Origin of the sequence: Roseburia inulinivorans DSM 16841 (genome assembly GCF_000174195.1) — a bacterium.
Classification (GTDB): Bacteria; Bacillota; Clostridia; order Lachnospirales; family Lachnospiraceae; genus Roseburia; species Roseburia inulinivorans.
This window is the reverse complement of sequence record NZ_ACFY01000096.1, coordinates 104,392-125,267: the sequence shown is the minus strand read 5'-3', so window position 1 is coordinate 125,267 and position 20,876 is coordinate 104,392. Positions and strand designations below refer to the sequence as shown.

The 20,876-nt window shown below is 37.5% G+C and carries 18 protein-coding genes and 1 pseudogene; all 19 read left to right on the top strand.

Going from position 1 to position 20,876, the window contains the following annotated elements; all coding sequences use genetic code 11:
- The 19 genes and pseudogenes from cdaA (at nucleotide 1) to ROSEINA2194_RS11350 (ending at nucleotide 20,740) form a co-directional block, all read left to right on the top strand.
- Nucleotides 1–836, top strand: a pseudogene (gene cdaA, locus ROSEINA2194_RS23575) (diadenylate cyclase CdaA).
- Nucleotides 802–2,142, top strand: a complete 1,341-nt coding sequence (locus ROSEINA2194_RS11435) for a CdaR family protein (RefSeq protein ID WP_007887018.1) — start codon at nucleotides 802–804, stop codon at nucleotides 2,140–2,142. The pseudogene cdaA and the gene ROSEINA2194_RS11435 overlap by 35 nt, the downstream one beginning before the upstream one ends.
- Before the next feature lie 137 nt (nucleotides 2,143–2,279).
- Entirely contained in the window at nucleotides 2,280–3,629 is a 1,350-nt protein-coding gene (gene glmM, locus ROSEINA2194_RS11430) for a phosphoglucosamine mutase (RefSeq protein ID WP_007887014.1), read from the top strand.
- A gap of 93 nt (nucleotides 3,630–3,722) precedes the next feature.
- Nucleotides 3,723–3,986 (top strand): HPr family phosphocarrier protein, encoded by a 264-nt coding sequence (locus ROSEINA2194_RS11425; RefSeq protein WP_007887013.1) that lies wholly within the window; start codon nucleotides 3,723–3,725, stop codon nucleotides 3,984–3,986.
- Between the two features lie 45 nt (nucleotides 3,987–4,031).
- The gene (locus ROSEINA2194_RS11420; RefSeq protein ID WP_007887012.1) at nucleotides 4,032–5,021 is read left to right on the top strand and encodes a glycosyltransferase family 2 protein; all 990 of its coding nucleotides are present in this window, start codon (nucleotides 4,032–4,034) and stop codon (nucleotides 5,019–5,021) included.
- Between the two features lie 43 nt (nucleotides 5,022–5,064).
- Nucleotides 5,065–6,243 (top strand): glycosyltransferase family 4 protein, encoded by a 1,179-nt coding sequence (locus ROSEINA2194_RS11415; protein ID WP_007887011.1) that lies wholly within the window; start codon nucleotides 5,065–5,067, stop codon nucleotides 6,241–6,243.
- Entirely contained in the window at nucleotides 6,240–6,944 is a 705-nt protein-coding gene (locus ROSEINA2194_RS11410; RefSeq protein ID WP_007887010.1) for a glycosyltransferase family 2 protein, read from the top strand. The genes ROSEINA2194_RS11415 and ROSEINA2194_RS11410 overlap by 4 nt, the downstream gene beginning before the upstream one ends.
- A 20-nt stretch (nucleotides 6,945–6,964) precedes the next feature.
- Nucleotides 6,965–7,309 carry a DUF2304 domain-containing protein gene (locus tag ROSEINA2194_RS11405; RefSeq protein ID WP_007887005.1) on the top strand — a complete coding sequence of 115 codons (345 nt, stop codon included), beginning with the start codon at nucleotides 6,965–6,967 and terminating at the stop codon, nucleotides 7,307–7,309.
- Nucleotides 7,310–8,548 carry a lipopolysaccharide biosynthesis protein gene (locus tag ROSEINA2194_RS11400; RefSeq protein ID WP_007887000.1) on the top strand — a complete coding sequence of 413 codons (1,239 nt, stop codon included), beginning with the start codon at nucleotides 7,310–7,312 and terminating at the stop codon, nucleotides 8,546–8,548.
- Nucleotides 8,549–8,592: 44 nt separating this feature from the next.
- Nucleotides 8,593–9,468 carry a dTDP-4-dehydrorhamnose reductase gene (gene rfbD, locus ROSEINA2194_RS11395; protein ID WP_044927758.1) on the top strand — a complete coding sequence of 292 codons (876 nt, stop codon included), beginning with the start codon at nucleotides 8,593–8,595 and terminating at the stop codon, nucleotides 9,466–9,468.
- An 89-nt stretch (nucleotides 9,469–9,557) separates the two neighbouring features.
- Entirely contained in the window at nucleotides 9,558–10,643 is a 1,086-nt protein-coding gene (gene rfbB / locus ROSEINA2194_RS11390) for a dTDP-glucose 4,6-dehydratase (protein WP_007886996.1), read from the top strand.
- Nucleotides 10,644–10,741: 98 nt separating this feature from the next.
- Nucleotides 10,742–11,620: a glucose-1-phosphate thymidylyltransferase RfbA gene (rfbA, locus tag ROSEINA2194_RS11385; RefSeq protein WP_007886992.1), complete on the top strand. Its 879-nt coding sequence runs from the start codon at nucleotides 10,742–10,744 to the stop codon at nucleotides 11,618–11,620.
- Nucleotides 11,621–11,672: 52 nt separating this feature from the next.
- Complete coding sequence (gene rfbC, locus ROSEINA2194_RS11380) at nucleotides 11,673–12,245, top strand: dTDP-4-dehydrorhamnose 3,5-epimerase (RefSeq protein ID WP_007886990.1); 573 nt, start codon at nucleotides 11,673–11,675, stop codon at nucleotides 12,243–12,245.
- Between the two features lie 40 nt (nucleotides 12,246–12,285).
- Nucleotides 12,286–13,116: an ABC transporter permease gene (locus tag ROSEINA2194_RS11375; RefSeq protein ID WP_007886983.1), complete on the top strand. Its 831-nt coding sequence runs from the start codon at nucleotides 12,286–12,288 to the stop codon at nucleotides 13,114–13,116.
- A 12-nt stretch (nucleotides 13,117–13,128) separates the two neighbouring features.
- Entirely contained in the window at nucleotides 13,129–14,394 is a 1,266-nt protein-coding gene (locus ROSEINA2194_RS11370) for an ABC transporter ATP-binding protein (RefSeq protein ID WP_007886982.1), read from the top strand.
- Nucleotides 14,384–17,476 carry a glycosyltransferase family 2 protein gene (locus ROSEINA2194_RS19775; protein ID WP_007886981.1) on the top strand — a complete coding sequence of 1,031 codons (3,093 nt, stop codon included), beginning with the start codon at nucleotides 14,384–14,386 and terminating at the stop codon, nucleotides 17,474–17,476. Before ROSEINA2194_RS11370 ends, ROSEINA2194_RS19775 begins: the two co-directional genes overlap by 11 nt.
- Nucleotides 17,477–17,514: 38 nt before the next feature.
- Nucleotides 17,515–18,423 (top strand): class I SAM-dependent methyltransferase, encoded by a 909-nt coding sequence (locus tag ROSEINA2194_RS11360; protein WP_007886980.1) that lies wholly within the window; start codon nucleotides 17,515–17,517, stop codon nucleotides 18,421–18,423.
- A 14-nt stretch (nucleotides 18,424–18,437) separates the two neighbouring features.
- Nucleotides 18,438–19,718, top strand: a complete 1,281-nt coding sequence (locus ROSEINA2194_RS11355) for a hypothetical protein (protein WP_007886979.1) — start codon at nucleotides 18,438–18,440, stop codon at nucleotides 19,716–19,718.
- Nucleotides 19,715–20,740, top strand: coding sequence for a DUF6077 domain-containing protein (locus ROSEINA2194_RS11350; RefSeq protein WP_007886977.1), 1,026 nt, complete (start codon nucleotides 19,715–19,717; stop codon nucleotides 20,738–20,740). Before ROSEINA2194_RS11355 ends, ROSEINA2194_RS11350 begins: the two co-directional genes overlap by 4 nt.
- The last annotated feature ends 136 nt before the right edge of the window (nucleotides 20,741–20,876 follow it).

Below are 20,876 nucleotides of genomic sequence, written 5' to 3'. Positions count from 1 at the left end.
ATGTCCCTCACAGATATTATAGAGATCATTATCATTTCAGTTCTGATCTATTATATGCTGGTTTGGATCAAAGATACGAGAGCGTGGATGCTTCTCCGTGGAATCCTTGTGATCCTTGCCTTTGTTTTGCTTGCAGTTTTGTTTGAAATGAATACGATCGTCTGGATCGCCGACAAACTGTTTAACGTGGCAATGATCGCTGTGGTCGTGATCTTCCAGCCGGAGATGCGCAAGGCACTGGAAAATCTCGGACGGAAGAACATTTTGGTAAATCTTTTTAATTTTGATTTCAACAAAGTGGAGAATGGAAAGTTTTCCGACAAGACTATCACAGAGCTGGTGAAAGCCTGCTATGAGATGGGAAAAGTAAAAACAGGAGCACTCATCGTAGTGGAAGATGAAATCGTTCTGACGGAGTATGAGAGGACAGGGATTGCCGTAGATGGTATCCTGACCAGCCAGCTTCTGATCAATATTTTTGAAAAAACACACCGCTGCATGATGGAGCAGTCATTGTGAGGGGAGACAGAGTTGTTTCTGCCACCTGCTATCTTCCACTGACGGACTCCTTAAGCCTGAGCAAAGACCTTGGAACAAGACACCGTGCGGCAGTCGGTATCAGTGAGGTGAGCGATTCACTCACAATTGTAGTATCGGAGGAAACCGGAAAAGTATCCATTGCACTGGACGGTGAACTTTACCGGAATGTAGATGCAGAATTCTTAAAAAATAAACTGGCTTACATTCAGAAACGTGAGCAGGACACTTCGAAAGTGAAATCATGGAGAAGGAGGCTGAAAGATGTTACAAAAATTCGGAAAGAAAGTAATGAATAACTTTGGCCTTAAAATCCTTGCTGTTTTGTTTGCTGTTGTTTTATGGATCGTAGTCGTGAATATTGATGATCCGAGCAACTCAAAACCTTACACAACCAGTGTCTCACTGGAAAATAAATCTTATATCACCTCCATGGGAAAATGGGCAGATTATCTGGATGGAAAGAATACGATCACGTTCAGCGTGTATGCAAAACGCTCTGTGCATAATACACTTACCAATGCGAACTTTACAGCAACGGCGGATGCACAGAAAATTGAATATGATGAGAAAACAGGGACTTACCGTGTGCCGGTTGTCGTGACCTGTAACCGTAACAACAGCAGTATTAATATTACCAGCAAAGATCTGTATCTGGATCTTGAATTGGAGGATTCTGCTTCAAAGCAGTTCCCGATCAAGACAAACACAACCGGTACGGTTGCGTCGGGATGCGCGCTTGGTGATGTTGAGATCACAGATGCGAATGTTATGAAAGTATCCGGTCCGGCTTCTGTTGTAAATCAGATCGATACCGTTGTGGCGACTATTAATGTAGATGGCATGTCAACGGATATCACAGACCGTGTGACACCTGTATTTTATGATGCACAGGGAGAGGTTGTGGATACGACAAAGCTTACGCTGAGTGTGAGCACAGTCAATATCAGTGCACAGATCCTGAATACGAAAGATGTGGAACTGGAATTCCTGACAACCGGAACTCCGGCAGATGGATATCAGGCAGGGAATATTACCTATACACCACAGAAAGTACGTATTAAAGGCGAGGCGGCTATTTTAAATACCATCAATAAGATCACGATCCCGGAAGAAGTGTTAGATATTACAGATGCAACTTCAAATATTGAAAAGACTGTGGACATTTCCACATATCTTCCTTCAGGCACTGCATTAGTGATCAGTTCAGACTCCAAGATTGATGTTACAGTTGTGGTGGAGGCAGTAAAGACAAAGACTTTGCAGATTCCGGTGACGAATCTTCAGGTGATCGGACTGAGTTCGGATGAAAAAGTACAGTATGAGGAAGACAACATTGCCCTCACTGTGTCCGGAAGGAGCAGTGTGATCGATGCACTGGACGAAAAGACGATTTCCGGCAGTATCGATCTGACTGATCTGAAGCTGGGTGCACATAATGTACTGATTACATTTGAACTGGATGAGGATACGGTCAGCTATGCGGATACTTATGCAGCAGTTACTATTGAAAGTGCATCTGATACATCTGCTTCTGCTGAATCTGACAATACAGATGGAGAACTGGAAAATACGTCAACGTCTAAGAAGGTAACTGACAGGTAGCAGATTTTGAAACAAGTGGAGCAGAAATAACGAATTGAAAATCATAAAAATCTGAAAAAATATTGGATGATTGAAAGAAGCTGATAACCAGTTTCACAGATATCTATAAAATCAGGAACAAAGAGAGGAATAGTAACATGGCAAGAATGTTTGGAACAGACGGTGTCCGTGGTGTGGCGGGCTCGGAACTGACAATTGAACTGGCAACAAAGTTAGGTCAGGCAGGAGCTTACGTGCTCACAAAAGAGCAGGAGCATCAGGCAACCATTATTGTAGGATGTGATACGAGAATTTCAGGAGGAATGTTAGCGAGCGCATTAATGGCAGGTATCTGTTCGGTTGGCGCAAATGCAATATTTGTCGGAGTGATGCCGACACCTGCGATCGCATATCTCACCAGAAAACACAAAGTAGATGCTGGAGTAGTCATCTCCGCATCACACAATCCAATGGAATTTAACGGGATCAAGTTCTTCAATGGAGAGGGCTACAAGCTTCCGGATGAGATGGAAGATGAGATTGAGGCTCTGATCAAAAATAATATGAAAGACGTGGTACTTCCAATCGGTTCCGGTGTAGGAAAGATTGATTACCGCTTCGATCTGAGAGATGAATACGTGAAATTCATGGAAAAATGTGTTCCGGTGGATCTTAAAGGTATGAAAATTGTTGTAGACTGCGCAGAAGGTGCATCCCATTATACATCTGTCAAAGCACTGACAGATCTTGGAGCAGATCTTATCGCGATCCACACCGATCCGGATGGTACGAACATCAATTCCAATTGTGGCTCCACTCATATGGATGAGCTGAAAGCGCGTGTTGTATATGAAAAGGCAGCAGTTGGTCTTGCGTTTGACGGTGACGCAGACCGTATGCTTGCGGTGGATGAGCATGGAAATGTTGTGGACGGCGATCAGATCATGGCAATCTGTGGAAACTACATGAAGTCCAAAGGAACTTTGAAGAAAGATACGATCGTAGTCACAGTCATGACAAACCTCGGATTTACCCTTATGGGGCAGAAAGAGGGCATCCATGTGGAAAAGACAAAAGTCGGCGACCGTTATGTTCTTGAGAATATGAGAAAAAATGGCTATAACATCGGAGGAGAGCAGTCCGGTCATGTTATCTTCTTAGACGATAATACAACCGGTGACGGATTATTAAGTGCCCTGCATTTATTAGAAGTTATGGTCAATACCGGAAAACCGTTGTCAGAACTTGCTGAGATTATGGAAGTACTCCCACAGGCTCTTGTCAACGCAAAAGTTCCAAACCATAAAAAAGAAAAATTCATGGAATATCAGGAAATTGCAGATGCCGTGGCAGATGTTGAGAAAAAATTCAAGGGCGAGGGAAGGGTTCTCATCCGCCCATCCGGAACAGAGCCGCTGGTGCGTGTCATGATCGAGGGGAAAGATCAGAAAGTGATCGATGAAGAAGCAAGGAAACTGGCGGAATTGATCACAAAAATTATGTTATAGAATACCAAAATGCTGGTCTGATTATAACATGGTGATTCAGACCGGCATACGGATAAAAAAATCAGGGGATTGGAATTTGGAGGGTAATACAGCATGGTTAGTCAGAAAGTAGTAATAAAAAATCCGACAGGACTGCATTTGAGACCTGCGGGAATTTTATGTAAGGATGCAATGCAGTTTAAATCACATATCACGTTCCGCTACCGCGATAATATCGCAAACGCAAAAAGTGTCTTAAGCGTGTTAGGCGCATGTATCAAGTCTGGAGATGAGATTGAACTCATATGCGAGGGCGAAGACGAGGAAGAGGCTTTAAAAGCGATCGTGGAAGCGATTGAGGATGGATTGGGAGAGTAAGGGATATTTTTTCAAAAATTAAAAGAAAAAGATATTAAGTAAGATATGAAAATAAGTATTATTATACCGGTATACAACTCAACTTTATATTTGAAACAATGTGTGGAAAGCATATTGGCGCAGACGTATCACAATTTCGAAATTTTGTTAGTAGATGATGGATCTACGGATGATAGTCCGATGATATGTGATGAATATGCCCAAAAAGATGATAGAATTGTTACGATTCACAAACAGAACGGTGGAACATCAGATGCAAGAAACGTTGGATTGGAGAAAGCCAGTGGTGATTACATCACATTTATGGACAATGATGATTATTGGAGTAATCCAGATGCGTTGTGTGATATCATAAAAGTGATAAGTGAGACAGAACCGGATGTTGTGATGCACGCAAACATGGTGTATTGGCAGGATAAAAATAAAACTGTAAACCCATCTTCTTTTGATCGCACACTTGTATCGGGAAAGAAAAGAAAAGAGGCAGTGGAAAATCTGATAAAAGCTGGAATGCTTAGCGTTACAGTTTGGACAAAACTTGTAAAAACCTCTTTGATACGGGAACATGATCTGTATTTTAAAAAGGGAATCCGCAATGAAGATACAGACTGGATTGCCAGAATGCTGATTTGCGCAGAACGGTTTGAATGGTATGATAAACCATTTTATGTGTATCGCAAAGGCCATGAAACAGCTCAGACAAGTCAGAAGATGAAATATTATATGGTGAATGATCTGAAAAATATTATAATAGAATATACCCAATATGCAGAAAAATATTTGGATCAAGAATATCGGAAAGTTTTTTATGCGTATTTAGCGTATCCGTTTGCAGTCTGGATGGGACAGGCATATTTGATAGAACAGAATGAGCAAATTAAAAATGATCGTGAGATAATGAAAAAATATGCATATCTGTTAACTTATGATATAAACCCGGCAGTTCATCTGGTTCATAGGGTATATCGTATATTAGGATTTGGATTGACATCAAGAATCTTAATGTTATATATTAAAAAAGTTTATTATTCATAATGAAAACAAAAATACATTAGAGCAAAATTGAACAGGTGAAAAAATGTCAAAACATTATTGTATTTTTTCTGCGCAATACTATCCGCATGTTGGTGGTGTAGAACGTTATACTTTGTATTTGAGCAGAAAATTGATTGCTGCGGGAAACAAAGTTACTATAGTAACATCAAATACGGGTAATTTATCAGGAGATGAAATACAAGAAGGAATACAGATCTATCGTCTGCCATGTTACGATTTGTTAGGTGGAAGATATCCGGTGTTCAAAAAAAATAAAGAGTTTAAAAAAGTAGAAAAGTTGATCAGGATGAATCAGTATGATCTTGTGATTATTAATACGAGATTCTATCTGCATTCATTATACGGAGCAAAATTTGCAAAAAGTAAGGGGATTCCATCCATTGTAATAGAGCATGGAACATCTCACCTAAGTGTAAATAATAAGTTGTTTGACACAGTGGGGGGATGGTATGAGCATTTCCTTACATTTTTGTTGAAAAAGTATTGTGATGATTACTATGGAGTTTCGGAAGCCTGTTGTGAGTGGAGCGGACATTTCCATATCAAATCAAAGGGAACACTATATAATGCGGTTGAAATCGAAGAATTTCAGCGGATTTTAAAAGAGTCTGACATTGATTATCGGAAGGAATATGAGATTCCGAATGAAGCAAAAGTAATTTCTTTTACTGGCAGATTAATTCCGGAAAAAGGAATTAAACAGCTTGTATCAGCGGTAAAAAAGATAAATATAAGCAGGACAAAAAAAGGACAGGCACCAGTTTATTTAATGATTGCAGGGGATGGTATATTATATCAGGAATTGATAGAAATGTCAGATCCGTATATCATATTGACCGGACAAGTTGATTTTGAACATATTGTTAAAATTTTGGATGCGTCAGATATATTTTGCCTGCCATCGGATTCAGAAGGTTTTCCAACTTCTGTCCTGGAGGCTGTGGCATGTAAGTGTTTTGTGATAACAACCTATCAGGGGGGAGCGAAAGAGTTACTTGTAGATGAACAGTATGGAATTATCATGAGAGATAATACAGTTGAATCAATTCAGAAAAATTTGGAAAAAGTAATAGAAGATGATGCATACCGAACACAGGCAGAATGTAAAAGTTATGATAGATTAGTAAAATATTTCACGTGGGATGCCACTGCTGAAAAGGTTATGCAGATTGCAAAAGACATGAATGGAGAGAAAGAATGAAAGTATTGATCATCATTCCGGCATACAACGAACAGGACAATATAGAACGTGTGGTGAAGCATTTGACGGAAAATTATCCAGAGTATGATTATGTGGTGATTAATGATGGATCAATGGATAAAACATCTGAGATATGCCATTCAAATCATTACAATATTATAGATCTTCCGGTAAATTTAGGACTTGCAGGTGGATTTCAGACTGGTATGAAATATGCATATCAAAAGGGATATGATTGCGCAGTACAGTTTGATGCAGATGGACAGCACAGACCGGAATATATTGCAGCAATGATCCGGAAAATAGAAGAAGGAAATGATATTGTGATCGCATCCAGATTTGTTGAAGAAAAGAAACCGACTACAGCAAGGATGATTGGAAGCAGATTGATCACCACAGCGATCAGACTTACTTCAGGTGCAAAAATCATGGATCCGACATCTGGAATGCGTATGTATAATAAAAAATTAATAGAAGTATTGGCAAACAACATAAATTTTGGACCGGAACCGGATACAGTATCGTATTTGATTAAAATGGGAGCAAAAGTGGCAGAAATACAGGCAAAGATGGATGAAAGAATTGCCGGACAAAGTTATCTTAATGCCGTTAATGCTGCAAAATATATGGCCAGAATGTTGATCTCTATATTATTAATACAGAACTTTCGCAATAAAAAGAAAGTGGATTTTACAAAATAGACAGGATAAAGGAGAAAAGAATGTCGATAGCATTTCGAATTACATTGATTATCGTATCTGTTTTTACATTGCTTTATATGTGCAAAAAAGTAAAACAGGAAAAATTACAGATAGAGTATTCTATTTTTTGGACATTGTTTGCGATAATGCTCGTTTTGTTTAGTATTTTTCCACAGATTGCAGATTGGATGTCAGAGTTGGTAGGCGTATATTCCACAACTAATTTCATATTTCTTTTGATTATATTTATATTACTTGTCAAATGTTTTCAACTCACTATGGACATTTCTAAACTGGACAATAAAGTAAAAGAATTAGTACAGAAGATTGCAATTGATGAGAAAGAAAAAAGGGAACAGAAATAAATGAAGGAAACAACAGCAAAGAAGAAATTTATGTGGAATATGGCTGGAAGTCTTTGCAATTCACTTTCCTCTATGCTTCTGTTGATTATCGTTAACCGGATTAGCGGAGAGAGCAGGGGTGGATTTTTTGCATTGGCGTATTCTACAGCGCAGCTTTTGTTTTCTGTCGGTGGATTTGAAATCAGACCAGTTCAGTCGACGGATATAAAAAATAAATTTACATTTGATCAATATTTTACCAGCAGAATGTTAAATTGTATTATTATGCTGATCTGCATGATAGGCTATATTGTTGTAAATGGTTATACTGGAGTAGAAGCACTTACCGTGTTTTGGATTCTGGGGTATCGAATGGTAGAGGCTGTGGCAGATGTATATAGTGGACTATTCCAACAGAGAGAACGCATTGATATTTCCGGAAAAGAGATGTTAATGCGGAGCGGAATTTCAACGATTACATTCACAATTATATTATGGTTAACAGACAACCTGTTATATGCGGCTATGACACTTACATTAACGTCACTGGTTATTATGCTGTTTTATGATTTACATATGAAAAAATACTTTGAACCAACACCGGTGCATCTTGAATGGAGAGGGATTTTAGGTATTTATAATGCATGCTGGCCATTGTTTGTGTCATCTTTTATTATGAATTATCTGAACAATGCACCCAAATATGCGATTAACACATATTACGATGAGACGGTTCAGAACAGCTATAATATTTTATTTATGCCTGCATTTGTGATCAATTTATTAAGCCTTTTTGTATTCCGGCCACTTCTTACAGATCTTGCCAAAGATTGGGAAGGGGAAAATATAAAAGAGTTTACGGACATTGTGAAAAAAATGATGATTTTAATTGGTGCACTTACGATTGCAGCATGTGTGGGTGCGTATCTTTTGGGAATACCAATATTATCTCTTGTGTATGGAGTTGATCTGAGGGCATATCGAATGGAATTGGTGATCATTATGATATGCGGAGGACTGAATGCCTATGTATATTGTCTCTATTATGTGGTAACAGTTACGGGAAAACAGATTTTTTTATTGCTGGGATATGGAGCCGGACTTATATTTGCAGTATTTCTGGGATCGGGTTTCGTAAAGAGTCTTGGAATGTTGGGAGCGGCACTGAGTTGTACCCTCTCGTTTGGAGTAGTATTTATAGTATTTTTAATAATAACATCCTGTGTCGTAAAGGACAGGAAGAAGAAAACTGAAGTGTGATAAAAGATGGAAAATTTTATAAAAAGAAAGAGGGAATGAAGAGAATGAGTAAAAAGATTTTGGTAACAGGATGTAATGGACAGCTTGGTCGTGCGATCAATAAGGAATATGCAGGAAGTGATGTGACATTTATTAATACAGATGTAGCGGAAGGGGAAGGTGTGACAGCACTTGACATTACAAAAATTGAGCAGGTATTATCACTTGTACGTGCAGAACAGCCAGAAGTGATCATTAATTGTGCGGCCCATACAAATGTTGATGCATGTGAGAAGCAGTGGGATGCAGCCTATCGTATCAATGCTTTGGGTCCAAGAAACTTAAGCATTGCAGCAGAGGCAGTTGGCGCAAAGATGATTCATGTTTCAACTGATTATGTTTTTGAGGGAAATGGTACAAAACCATATACTGAATTTGATGCACCGAATCCGGTGAGTGCTTATGGTAAAACAAAACTCGAGGGGGAGAAGTTTGTTCAACAGTTTTCAAACCATTTCTTTATTTTTCGTACAGCCTGGTTATATGGAGATGGAAAAAACTTTGTAAAAACTATGCTGAACCTTTCGGAGACTCATGATGAAGTGAGTGTTGTCTGCGATCAGCTTGGATCGCCAACAAGTGCAGTAGAGCTTGCAAAGGCAATCCATCATTTTGAGGGAACGGAAAATTATGGTCTGTATCATGCTACCTGCGAGGGAGATACAAACTGGGCAGACTTTACAGAGGAAATTTTCAAAAGAGCAGGAAAAAGCACAAAGGTAAATCATGTAACAAGTAAACAGTATAAACAGATGAATCCGGCAGCGGCTGACCGTCCGGCATATTCTATTCTGGATAATTATATGATGAGATTAGCGGATGGTTATCAGATGGCTGACTGGAAAGACGCATTGGATGTTTATATGGCAGAGCTGAAATAGTTAATAAAATCCTAAGATGTGTAAAACTTGTCTTAGTATATAAAATATGGTAAAATGACAAATAATTGTGATGATAGGAGGATCTCGGAATGAGAACTTATTTGGTAACTGGAGGAGCTGGATTTATTGGATCGAACTACATTCATTATATGTTTCGCAAATATGATAATGAAATCAGAATTATCAATGTAGATGCATTGACATATGCAGGTAATCTGGAGAATTTAAAAGATATTGAAAATAGAGATAATTACACTTTCATTAAAGCAGACATCACGGACAAGGATGCTATCATGAAGATCTTTGAAGAAAATGATATTGACCGTGTTGTGCATTTCGCGGCAGAAAGTCATGTTGACAGAAGTATTAAAAATCCGGAAGTTTTTGTCAAGACAAATGTTCTTGGAACAGCAGTTATGCTTAATTGTGCAAAAAAAGCATGGGAGCTGCCGGATGGCAGTTTTAAAACTGGTAAAAAGTTCCTTCATGTATCGACAGATGAAGTATATGGTTCACTTCCTGATGATGGAAAAAGCTATTTTTATGAGACAACTCCATATCAGCCACACAGTCCATATTCCGCTAGTAAAGCGTCTTCTGATATGTTAGTGAAGGCTTATATTGATACGTATCATTTTCCGGCTAATGTGACGAATACATCTAATAATTATGGACCATATCAGTTCCCGGAGAAGTTGATTCCATTAATTATTAACAATGCTTTGCACGGAAAGAAATTACCGGTGTACGGAGATGGATTGAATATTCGTGACTGGTTATATGTAGATGATCATGCAAAGGGAATTGACATGGTTCAGGAACATGGAAAGCTTGGTGAGTCTTACAATATTGGCGGACATAATGAAAAGCGTAATATTGAGATTATCAATATTATCATTGAGACTCTACAGGAAATTCTTCCTGATACTGATCCAAGAAAAGCAAATGTAAGCAAAGATTTGATCACATATGTAGAGGATCGCAAGGGACACGATCGCAGATATGCGATCGCACCTGACAAGATAAAAGCTGAGATAGGCTGGGAACCGGAGACGATGTTCAAGGATGGAATTAAGAAGACCATCGCCTGGTATTTAGAACATGAAGACTGGATGAACAATGTTACCAGTGGTGATTATCAGAAATATTATGAAGATATGTATCAGGGAAAATAATAATAGCACAAATAGCAGTACCGTCCGTAGGTCGGATGATACTGCTTGTTTGCGTTTTACCAAAAAGTGATAAAATGAATTTTTTAGGAGGATGAAAAATGAAAGGAATTATTTTAGCCGGAGGATCCGGAACACGTTTATACCCATTGACAAAAGCAATTTCAAAGCAGATCATGCCGGTTTATGATAAACCAATGATTTACTATCCTTTATCAACTTTAATGCTTGCTGGAATCAGAGAAGTACTGATTATTTCTACACCAAGGGATCTGCCGGTGTTTGAGGAGTTATTAGGGGATGGATCACAGCTTGGGATGAGATTTGAGTATGCGGTACAGGAACAGCCAAGGGGACTTGCTGATGCATTTATTATCGGCGAAAAATTTATTGGAAAAGATGCAGTGGCATTGGTATTAGGAGACAATATTTTTTACGGACAGAGTTTCTCAAAAGTTCTTCGGAGCGCAGCTGAGCGTACAGAAAATGAAGCCGGCGCAACCATTTTTGGCTATTATGTAAGAGACCCGAGAGAATATGGGGTTGTAGAATTTGATGAGAATGGAAAAGCATTGTCCATCGAGGAAAAACCGGAAAATCCGAAGTCAAACTATGCAGTACCGGGACTCTATTTCTATGACAATGATGTAGTTGAGATTGCAAAGAATGTAAAACCATCCGCAAGGGGTGAGATAGAGATCACAAGCGTAAATAATGAATATCTGAACCGTGGAACTTTAAATGTTGAAACATTGGGAAGAGGATTTGCCTGGTTAGATACCGGAAATCATGACATGCTTCTTGCAGCGGCAGATTTCGTGTCAGCATTCCAGAAACGTCAGGGATTATATATCTCCTGTATCGAGGAAATTGCTTACAAGCGGGGGTTCATTGACAAAGAGCAGCTTGTGAAACTTGCACAGCCATTATTGAAGACAGATTATGGAAAATATCTGATGGAAATTGCAGAGGGATTATAAAGTCTTTATTTTCATCTATGGATAAAAAAGATTCGAAAAGGAAGTATAAAAAATGGGAAAAATAAAAGTAACAGACAATTGCAATGGAATTGCAGGATTAAAAGTGATTGAGCCGACCGTATTTGGGGATGCCCGTGGATATTTCATGGAGACTTATAATTACAATGATTTCAAAGAGGCAGGAATTGACTGTGAATTTGTACAGGATAATCAGTCTGCATCCAAAAAAGGCGTATTAAGAGGATTACATTTTCAGATTAATTATCCACAGGACAAGCTGGTGCGTGTGGTAAATGGAGAGGTGTTTGACGTTGCGGTCGATCTGCGCGAGGGATCAGAGACATTTGGTAAATGGTTTGGTGTGACTTTATCCGCAGAGAATAAGAAACAGTTCTTTATTCCAAAGGGATTTGCGCATGGATTTATCGTATTGTCCGATTATGCAGAATTCTGTTATAAGGTAACAGATTTTTATCATCCAAATGATGAGGGCGGGCTGTTGTGGAAAGACCCGGAGATCGGTGTGGAATGGCCGATGCCGGAAGGAATGACTGAGGCGGATCTTACATTATCTGATAAGGATAAAGTATGGAGTGGAATCTCAGAATATGTACAAAAACCGTAAATAAGTTATAGCTTAAGAGAATGAAAGTTAGAGGAAAAGCATGCCAACGGAAATAAAACAAGCCAATATGCTGAAAGAAATAATAAGTAATCGAAAATTAATATGGGACTTGTCAAAGAATGATTTTAAAACCAGATTTGCAGGATCCTATCTGGGAATTATCTGGGCTTTTGTCCAGCCGATTGTAACAGTATTGGTATATTGGTTTGTATTTGAAAAGGGAATGCATGCAAGTGGCATTAATCTCAGATCGGGAATTACAGCACCTTTTGTTTTGTGGCTGATAGCAGGACTTGTACCATGGTTTTTCTTTCAGGAGGTACTGAGCGGCGGAACAAATGCGCTGATGGAGTATAGCTATCTGGTAAAAAAGGTAGTATTCCAGATTGATATCTTACCAATTATTAAATTGATATCGGCTTTGTTTGTGCATTTGTTTTTTATTGCATTTACAATTATTTTATATGCGTGTTATGGGTATTATCCGGATTTGCATACATTGCAAATGTTATATTATACCTTTGCGATGATGATCCTTTTATTAGGACTGATATATGCAACATCTGCAATAGTAGTATTTTTCAAAGATCTTGGACAGATCATTAACATTATTTTGCAGATAGGTGTCTGGATGACACCAATTATGTGGAATATTGATGGGATGGAATTGAATCCGATTCTGATTACAATTTTAAAGTTAAATCCAATGTATTATATTGTGGCAGGATATAGGGATTCTTTGATCAATAAGGCTGGATTTTGGGAACAACCAGGCATGACAATTTATTATTGGATTCTTACAATTGTATTATTCATAATCGGGACAAAAATATTCAAAAAATTAAAGCCACATTTTGCAGATGTGTTATAGAAAGGTAACTGCATGGATAACATCGCAATTTCAGTAGAACATGTAAAAAAAATATATAAATTATATGACAGAAACCGGGATCGCTTGAAAGATGCATTAGGATTTTCAAAAAAACCACTTGGAAAAGAGCATTACGCATTGAATGACGTATCTTTTCAGGTTGGTCAGGGAGAGACAGTTGGCATTATTGGAACAAATGGTTCAGGAAAATCTACAATTTTAAAGATCATCACTGGAGTTTTGAATCCAACCGATGGGGAAGTCAAAGTAAATGGGCGTATTTCTGCGTTGCTGGAACTTGGCGCCGGATTTAATATGGAATATACCGGAATTGAAAATATTTATCTGAATGGAACCATGATTGGTTTTACCAAAGAAGAGATAGATGAAAAGCTGCAGGATATTTTAGATTTTGCGGATATTGGTGATTTTGTAAATCAGCCGGTCAAAACATATTCCAGCGGTATGTTTGTACGTCTTGCATTTGCAGTTGCAATCAATATTGAGCCGGAAATCCTTATTGTCGATGAAGCACTTTCGGTTGGGGATGTATTTTTTCAGACGAAATGTTATCACAAATTTGAAGAATTTAAGAAAATGGGAAAGACCATTCTTTTTGTTAGCCATGATCTTGGGAGCATTGGAAAATACTGTGACAGAGTTGTCCTTTTGAATAAAGGGGTAAAGCTTGCAGAGGGTAAACCAAAGGACATGATCGATCTTTACAAAAGGGTAATGGCAGAATCAAAGATGGAAGACAGCCCAAAAAAAGAAGACGGTCATGCAGCAATAGAAGGAGTTGCATGGAAAGAATCCATGATTTTAAATCCGGATAAGCAGGAGTATGGCGATAAAAAGGCAGAGATTATTGACTTTGGAATTTTCGATGCAACAGGAAAGATTACGAATACTGTTTCTAAATTCGAAGAGTGTGTTTTGAAATTAAAGGTACAGTTTCATGAGGATGTGCTAAATCCAATTTTTGCATTTACAATCCGGGATTTAAAGGGAACAGATCTTACCGGAACCAATTCACTTATTGAAGGGTTAGAGCCTGGACTGATAGAGGCAGGGACGACACTTACAGTATCATTCAGACAAAAATTGCCATTTCAAAAAGGACAGTATCTGCTACAGTTAGGATGTACAGGATATAATGGTGACGAATTAGAAGTTCATCACAGATTATATGATATTTGTTGTATACAGGTTTTATCTAAAAAAGTTACTGTTGGGTATTTTGATTTGAACTCGATAGTAAGTTGTAATGAAGAGTAGGCTATGGGAAGGCGAACAGCGAGTAAAATCAGCGATGATAGGAATCGCTGTATATAAAAAGGAGCATTATGGGAAGAACACAGAAGCTTGCAGCAATTATAAAAGAGGGAGTAAGAAATCCTCAGAAAATAAAAAAGGATTAAAAGTTTTAAAAAATCAGGGACCGGAAATCTTTAAACAGCGTTTATCTGCCAGTGTAAATTATGAACCTGGATACGGCAGAGTGAAGAAAGAAAAATTAAAAAATTATAGTGGAGAGATTCTTTTTTCCATTGTAATGCCTGTATATAATGTAGAAATTAAGTGGCTTGATAAGGCGATTGAATCTATAGAAAAGCAGAATTACAAAAACTGGGAGATTTGCATTGCAGATGACTGTTCTACAAAGCAGGAGGTAAGAGAGCACTTATCTGCAATGAAAAATAGCCGGATTAAAATTAAATTATTAGAAAAAAATCAGGGGATTTCAGGAGCAACCAATGCGGCAGCAGCGCTTGCATCCGGAGAGTATATCCTTCTTATGGATAATGATGATGAGCTTGCACCGTCTGCATTACATGAATTTTATCAGAAGATAAAAAAAGAAGGTTCTGAGATCATATACAGCGATATGGATATTATTGATGCGAAAGGAAAAACGAGAGATCCATTATGTAAACCTGACTGGTCTCCGGATCTTTTCCTGAGCCAGATGTATTTAGGACATTTGATTGGATTCAAGAAGTCCTTATTTGAAAAAGTGGGTGGATTTCGCGGTGAGTTCAACGGAAGCCAGGATTATGATCTGTTACTTCGAATGACAGAGATGACGGACAAGATTGGACATGTCCCTGAGATACTTTATCATTGGAGAGATCTTCCGAGCTCCACAGCAGCCAACCCGGAGTCAAAGCCATATGCACAGACAGCAGGACTTAATGCGATTCAGGAACATTTAGATCGTGTTTATGGCAAAGGAGCAGCGACTGCAAATGAGACAGAGAATTTGTTTGTCTATGATGTGAGATATCACATGAATGAGGAACCGAAGGTTTCCATTATTATTCCGATTAAAGATCATGCAGATTTGTTAAAGGCTGCAATTGACAGTATTTATGCGAAGACAACTTATAAAAATTTTGAGATTATTATTTTAAATAACAATTCTGAGAGGGAAGAGACTTTCACTTATCTGAAGAAGGTGAAAGAAGAACATGACAATGTCATCGTGAAAGATGCGGCGTTTGAGTTTAACTGGTCAAGGCTTAATAATTATGGAATGAAGTTCGCAACCGGAGATGTCTATGTATGTTTGAATAATGATGTAGAAGTTATTGAACCGGAATGGCTTACAAGACTGGTAGAGAAAGCTATACGAAAAGATGTTGGTGTTGTCGGTGGATTGCTTTTATATGAAGATAATACGATCCAGCATGCAGGAGTAGTTATTGGAATGGGTGGCTGGGCTGATCATGTATTCAAGGGAATGAAACCGCAGCACTATGGATCGCCATTTGTGTCACCGATGGTAACAAGAAATGTTTCGGCGGTAACGGGAGCCTGTCTTGCAGTTTCGAAGGCGACAATTGAGAAAATCGGTGGATTTGATGAGAAATTCATTGTATGTGGAAGCGATATTGAACTTGCACTTCGTGCAAACCAGCATGGACTCGTGAATATCTACGATCCAAATGTTCGTCTGTATCATTATGAATCTAAGAGCAGGGATGCAAGTAAAATCCCACAGATTGACTTTGATCTGTCTGATCAGATGTATAAGACCTACCGGAAAAACGGAGATCCATATTATAATAGAAATCTTGATTATTATTGTTGTCAGCCCAAAATTTGTGCCGCGGTGCAGCAGACTGTCAAAGAGCAGGAGGAAAAAATGCTTCTGAAGAGAAAAAGAGAAACCGGACTTCCACAATTGGATACGAATGTATATGAAATTACACCATACACTTTCCGTAAGATAGAATATCCGAACCGCAGAATGAACCTTCTGGTTCCGTCTATCAATGCAGAGCATGTCTTTGGTGGAATCTCAACTGCACTGAAGTTTTTCGATACTTTAGTGAAAGCATTAGGCTATGATGCACGTATTATTTTAGTAGACGCAGAGCCAGACAAAGCAGCCATTAAAAAATATTCCGATGAGTATACATTTGTAAAAGCAGAAGATGATTCTCTCGTTGCAAAACAGATTATTCCATACAGCAATCGTTTTAACCGCAGTATTCCAGTGTCAGAGAATGACTATTTCTTATTTACTGGCTGGTGGACAGCGTATTGTTGTCAGGATGCTTATGTTGGATTTGAAAATACATTTGGAATCAAACCAAATATTTTTCTCTATTTTATTCAGGATTATGAGCCAGGATTTTACTCCTGGTCTACGAAGTACCTGCTTGCAGATTCTACCTACAAAAGTGATTATCCAACAATTGCAATTTTTAACAGTATGTTGTTGAAAGAATTCTTCGATGAAAATCATTACCATTTTACGCATAGCTTTGCATTTGACCCTGTCTTAAATGATGGATTAAGAAAAGCGTTAGAGCAAATGCCTGCACAGGTTGATAAGAAAAAACAGATTCTTGTTTATGGACGTCCAGGTACGGAGCGTAATGCATTTAACCTTGTAGTAGCGGCTCTGAAAAAATGGGTGATGATGCAGCCGGATATTGAGGAATGGGAGATTCTTTCGGCAGGGGAGATGCACCGTTCAATTCCGCTTGGAAACGGCAAAGAGCTTGTCTCCGTTGGAAAGCTTACAATTGAAGAATATGCGCGGACTTTGCAGGAAACTTACGCAGGAATTTCACTGATGTGTTCACCACATCCAAGTTATCCGCCACTTGAGATGTCGGTATTTGATGTAAAGACGATCACGAATACTTATGCGAATAAAGATCTTAAGGATTTCAATGATAACATGGTATCACTGGATAATATCAGTCCAATGAACATTGCAACACATCTGACTGAAATCTGTAAAGCTTACAGACCGCAGGTAGAACATGTGACAGCGAATCCATTATATGTAAAAAATGAGCATGTATTTGATTTTATAAAGGATATCAAGGAGATTCTTGGGTAAAAAATAATAGTTGTAGATAACTATAGAAAAGAGGTTCTATGACAGAGCAGATTGGAAAAGTAACGTTAGATTATACATTTTATAATGGACAGGATCAATATAGTGACGGGGACATCGAGAATGATCTGTTACAGCTTATTATGGAAGAACCAGACGTAGAGAAGATACTTGCAGAAGATGACCGGTGGCCAGTGTTATATCATTTTTCACCTGTCAGACAAAATATACTGGAGTGGTATCCTTTAAAAAAAGATGCATCTGTACTTGAAATTGGGGCAGGATGTGGAGCTATCAGTGGAGTACTTTGCAGAAATGCAAAGCATGTGACGAGTGTAGATCTTTCTAAACGCAGATCATTAATTAATGCAAACCGTAATAAAGAATACGATAATCTTACAATTATGGTTGGAAATTTCAATGATGTTGTTTTGAAAGAAAAGTATGATTATATTACATTGATCGGAGTATTGGAATATGCCGGTTATTACACGGATGATGAATATCCATTTGAAGCCTTTTTAAAAAAAATCAGTGGATATTTGAAAGAAGATGGAAAACTGCTGATTGCTATTGAAAATAAATTTGGATTGAAATATTGGGCGGGCTCCAGAGAAGACCATACTGGAAAATTTTTTGATGGTTTGGAAGGTTATATTGATACAGATAGTAAAGTGAGAACTTTTAGTAAAGAGGCGTTAAAGAAAATAATTACAGATGCTGGATATGGGAAAGCAGAATTCTATTATCCGTTTCCGGATTATAAATTCCCTGTACAGATTTTTTCTGATGAGTACCTTCCACGAGAAGATGATCTTAATATAGGTTTAGATACTTTCGATAATACAAGAATGATGCTTTTTAACGAAAATAGAGTCTATGCAAATCTTTTAAAAGAAAAAAAATTTGATTTTTTTGCAAATTCCTTCTTTATAGAAGTTGCAAAATAGTGTGAGGTGATATCTTGAAGAAAATTTACTCAAAAATTACAAAAGAGAGAAGAAAACAGTTTCAGATAGAAACCTACATAATGAAGGACGGGGAACAGAGACTGGTTGTAAAAAGAGCATTGGCAAAAGACGGAGCAGCACATATCAGGAAGATGTCTGATTATTATGAAAAAAATAAGGATGAAGGTATCCTGTGTCCATCGAAACTGATTTCAGAAAACGAGATCGCTTTTGAATTTTTAACCGGGGAGAGTCTTTGCAATACAATGTTGGAGGCTCTTGAGGATAAAGACGAAGTAAGATTTCTTTCTTTGCTTAGAATGTATGATGGAATCATAAGAAATAATGTTAATATAGAAAAAAGAACATTTATGCCGGATGCACAATTTGTACAGGTATTTGGCGAAGTTTCTTTTCCAGATGAGATGGAATGTGGAAAAGAAATGAATATCGATATGAGCTTTGATAATATCATAAAAGATCAAACTGACAGCAAATATAAAATTATTGATTATGAATGGGTATTTTCATTTCCAATTCCAGTGAAATTTGTAATATATCGTGCGGTGTCTGCTTTTTATACCAGAAATGGCAGTGCTATGAAAGATATCATGACGATCAATGAAATTTATGATTGCTTTGATATGACGGAAGAAGAAATTGTTATATTTGAAAATATGAATGAAGCATTTAATCAATATGTATATGGTGAGAAAAATGGCTATAACGCAAGCCTTATTGCTTACAAAAAAGAAGTATACGATGTGAAAAAACTGCTTCCGGAGGAAAACTTATTCTTACAGGTGTTCTTAAATGATGGAACAAACTATCTTGAAGACAAGGCAATTACAAATCATATTATAGGACAGAATGTAAAATTGAATATTCCGATTGAATTCACACAGTATGTATCAGAAATACGATTGGATCCATTAAATGTTTCATGTGTTTTGCAAAATCTCAAGGTGCAAATTGTGACAAAAGATAACAATGAATATGAAATTGAACATTATCGGCACAATGCCATCATAACAAAAGATCATGATTTTATATTTGCATCGGAAGATCCACAGATCATATTTGAAAATCAATGGGAAAATAATGTAAGAGAGGTAAAAATTGCATTTAGAATCAGGGAAGCAGGGTTGCAGGATAATCCGATACTCAGTGCACTTAGTGAGTTAAAATGTCATATGAACAAAGTAGAAAACGAACTGGAGTATATTAAGGGAACGAAAGTATATAAAATTTTATTAGAACGCAAAGTCGATAAAGTGTTAGGAGAAAATGAATGAAAAATGCAGCAGGAATATTGCTGGTAATTTATTTGTTTTTTTTAGTGCCATGGTTAGCAGGTGCATTGATAGATGCAGCAGCAGGTGTAAAAAAGAGAAATATATCAAGCACATATGCAAATGGATTTGTTATTATGCTTGGAATATTTTGGGGTGTTGCGGTACTTTTTTTATATCGTGGCTGCACATTAGAAAAACTTAGTATGGTTTGGCTGCTTGCGACGATTACGATATGTGTGGTATCCATTTTAGCAAATAAAAAAGCAATACTTGGATGTTTCAAACATAAAAGAAAATCAGAAAATGGACACAAGGCTGTAAAAATTGCAATGATAGTATCCATAATAGCAATATTGTTTTCTGTAGTTTGTGTAAAACCACAGATGGAGCAGACAGTACAAACAGTAATGACATCAATTGATACCAATTCTGCATATATATATCAACCATATACTGGCGAGCAGTATCCTGCCACGCAGATGGAAAAGATATTTTCACCTTATGAGATGCTATATGCGGTCAATGCATGGGTTTCCGGATTACATCCGGCATTGCTGATAAAGGTAATACTTCCATTATTCATTTTACCATTTTTTATGTGCTGTTATTGGGAAATTGGAAAGTTCTTTTTTAAGCAGGAAAAAATGCAGGCAGTATTTTTAATAATTGTAGAAATTATCTATTATGTACCAATATATACAGCGGTAGAAACTCCGGTGACAGGCATATTCCGAAGCTGTTGGAATGGTAGTGTAATGTTGGAATGCTGCATTCTTCCATATGCGTTTTTACAAGTGATGCGTATGTTAAATTTCATGTATGGAGGAGAAAAAAATAAAGTATCCGATTGTGTAAAACATCCGGTTATGATGCAGGCAGTATTATTTATTATTTTATATCCGGCGGCACAATTGTTACATCACAAAGGCTGGTTTTATGTGTTCCTGATGATGTTGCTGATGATTCTTGTCTGGTTTGTAAGGAAGGGGTATAAATATGTCCGGGTTGTGGGAAGACATTAAAAATGCATATTTTTCTTACAATGGGATGGGAACAAATGTTTTTTTCCTTTTTGTTGCAATATTTTATTTCTTGATTATAAATAAAAAAAGACAAAGAAATTTGTTAATATATGAGATTTTTGGTATACTTTTTCTG

What these genes read in the sequence shown, in the direction of transcription:
- ROSEINA2194_RS11435 (WP_007887018.1), top strand. Translation starts at nt 802, where the DNA reads ATGTTACAAAAATTCGGAAAGAAAGTAATGAATAACTTTGGCCTTAAA.
- glmM (WP_007887014.1), top strand. Translation starts at nt 2,280, where the DNA reads ATGGCAAGAATGTTTGGAACAGACGGTGTCCGTGGTGTGGCGGGCTCG.
- ROSEINA2194_RS11425 (WP_007887013.1), top strand. Translation starts at nt 3,723, where the DNA reads ATGGTTAGTCAGAAAGTAGTAATAAAAAATCCGACAGGACTGCATTTG.
- ROSEINA2194_RS11420 (WP_007887012.1), top strand. Translation starts at nt 4,032, where the DNA reads ATGAAAATAAGTATTATTATACCGGTATACAACTCAACTTTATATTTG.
- ROSEINA2194_RS11415 (WP_007887011.1), top strand. Translation starts at nt 5,065, where the DNA reads ATGTCAAAACATTATTGTATTTTTTCTGCGCAATACTATCCGCATGTT.
- ROSEINA2194_RS11410 (WP_007887010.1), top strand. Translation starts at nt 6,240, where the DNA reads ATGAAAGTATTGATCATCATTCCGGCATACAACGAACAGGACAATATA.
- ROSEINA2194_RS11405 (WP_007887005.1), top strand. Translation starts at nt 6,965, where the DNA reads ATGTCGATAGCATTTCGAATTACATTGATTATCGTATCTGTTTTTACA.
- ROSEINA2194_RS11400 (WP_007887000.1), top strand. Translation starts at nt 7,310, where the DNA reads ATGAAGGAAACAACAGCAAAGAAGAAATTTATGTGGAATATGGCTGGA.
- rfbD (WP_044927758.1), top strand. Translation starts at nt 8,593, where the DNA reads ATGAGTAAAAAGATTTTGGTAACAGGATGTAATGGACAGCTTGGTCGT.
- rfbB (WP_007886996.1), top strand. Translation starts at nt 9,558, where the DNA reads ATGAGAACTTATTTGGTAACTGGAGGAGCTGGATTTATTGGATCGAAC.
- rfbA (WP_007886992.1), top strand. Translation starts at nt 10,742, where the DNA reads ATGAAAGGAATTATTTTAGCCGGAGGATCCGGAACACGTTTATACCCA.
- rfbC (WP_007886990.1), top strand. Translation starts at nt 11,673, where the DNA reads ATGGGAAAAATAAAAGTAACAGACAATTGCAATGGAATTGCAGGATTA.
- ROSEINA2194_RS11375 (WP_007886983.1), top strand. Translation starts at nt 12,286, where the DNA reads ATGCCAACGGAAATAAAACAAGCCAATATGCTGAAAGAAATAATAAGT.
- ROSEINA2194_RS11370 (WP_007886982.1), top strand. Translation starts at nt 13,129, where the DNA reads ATGGATAACATCGCAATTTCAGTAGAACATGTAAAAAAAATATATAAA.
- ROSEINA2194_RS19775 (WP_007886981.1), top strand. Translation starts at nt 14,384, where the DNA reads ATGAAGAGTAGGCTATGGGAAGGCGAACAGCGAGTAAAATCAGCGATG.
- ROSEINA2194_RS11360 (WP_007886980.1), top strand. Translation starts at nt 17,515, where the DNA reads ATGACAGAGCAGATTGGAAAAGTAACGTTAGATTATACATTTTATAAT.
- ROSEINA2194_RS11350 (WP_007886977.1), top strand. Translation starts at nt 19,715, where the DNA reads ATGAAAAATGCAGCAGGAATATTGCTGGTAATTTATTTGTTTTTTTTA.